The sequence below is a fragment of the Alteromonas sp. CyTr2 genome, assembly GCF_947311905.1.
GTDB lineage: Bacteria > Pseudomonadota > Gammaproteobacteria > Enterobacterales > Alteromonadaceae > Alteromonas > Alteromonas macleodii.
Map to the genome: position 1 here is coordinate 1 of NZ_CAMZMZ010000079.1, position 1,411 is coordinate 1,411.

The 1,411-nt window shown below is 46.5% G+C and carries 1 protein-coding gene; it reads right to left on the reverse strand.

What is annotated here, in order from left to right; translation table 11 throughout:
- Nucleotides 1–9: 9 nt before the first annotated feature.
- Complete coding sequence (locus tag QME20_RS19620) at nt 10–1,338, reverse strand: IS4 family transposase (protein ID WP_281716515.1); 1,329 nt, start codon at nt 1,336–1,338, stop codon at nt 10–12.
- Nucleotides 1,339–1,411 lie beyond the last annotated feature (73 nt).

Genomic DNA, 1,411 nt, shown 5'->3' on the forward strand with positions numbered 1-1,411 from the left:
TAATGCCAGTCAGTTAAGCTGACTGGCATTTTTCTTTGTGGGGTATTTAGTCGGTCTTTTCCTCACTACTCTGGGGTAATACCTGTCAGGTCGTTTGTCAGGGAGCCTCATCATCCTCAGCGATTCCATTAGGTATTCATAGTGAGCGGGCAGTTTAGTTACTGTCTCCGGCAATGTGGTCAGGAAGAATACAATGATATGTCTCATACAGAGACCGAAGCTAAGGCGGGAAGGAGATAATTCCGGCATGTCTTTTACGGCATCCAGCATCATCATTCTAATCAGGTTGTAGGCTACCAACAGCCCCCAGAGTTCCTGTCGAACCATCTCAGGTTTCTTACTGCGCAGTGTCAGTTTTGCCTGATGTAGTGTCTGTTTCATTTCTCTGAAGCCCAGTTCGATTTCCCAGCGTTGAACATACACATTGACAACTTCTTCGTAGGGAAACTGCATTGCATCGACCATTGAACTGAGCACGCGGTAAGACTTTCCATCTACTTTGTAGCGGGTCAGTCTCGCTTCAATGGTTTCGGGTAAACCATCAAATTTCTTCCTGGCTTGAGGAGAGGTTTTAAGCGTGATAACAGCATCATCCTCGCTGAGTTGATGTCTCACAGTATACTGTAAATCTTTACGGGCGGGGAGCATCCAGTGCGTATTAACACCTTTAGTCATCCACAAGTACAGTAGCCCCAGCGAATAATACCCTCTGTCAAAAAGGGTCAGAGAGTTATCGGGAACCGAAGGAACAAGCCGCTGTGCAAGAGACATCTCTCCCACATCCCGGCTGTCAAATTCACTGGCCAACAGAAGGTGGCTGGACGTTTCCATCAGACTACACATGCGTACCTGTGGGTACGGATTATCACCCTTAGCATTCCGGTCACAACCAAATGCATCAAGGTTCTCAGCAGTATCCTGAGCACGGAACATTACACCGTCAACCGCCAGTACATTTAAACCACACCACTGTTCAAAGGCATATTCAGTGAATGCCCGCTGTGCCATCAATTTGAAGACGTGACCGACAGCATCATCACCCAACCTTTGGCGGGCTTGTACCACTGCACTCGGAGCAACAAAGCGGTTTTTACCCGGAAGCGAAACATTGAGTTTATTCGCGATGTCCCAGACAGGATCGTTACGAAAAAGACTCATGCCGACAATGGTTAACACTACCGAATCTAAAGGCAAACGGCGACGTCTGACAGTCGCCACACCTGATAGCTCATAGGCTTGCTGAAGAAGTTCAGGGTCAACAAACGACATCAGTTTATCGATGACATTTAAATCTTCTGCATGGCTGAATGTTTCATCGAGGTTTGTAAGTAAAGACATTAAAAAATCCGATACCAGAGACTGATATCGGATTTTGAAGCCTTAAAAAGATCGGTCAACCGATCATGAAAAT

Excerpts from the sequence above, each read along its gene's own strand:
- QME20_RS19620 (WP_281716515.1), bottom strand. The coding sequence starts at position 1,338 with ATGTCTTTACTTACAAACCTCGATGAAACATTCAGCCATGCAGAAGAT.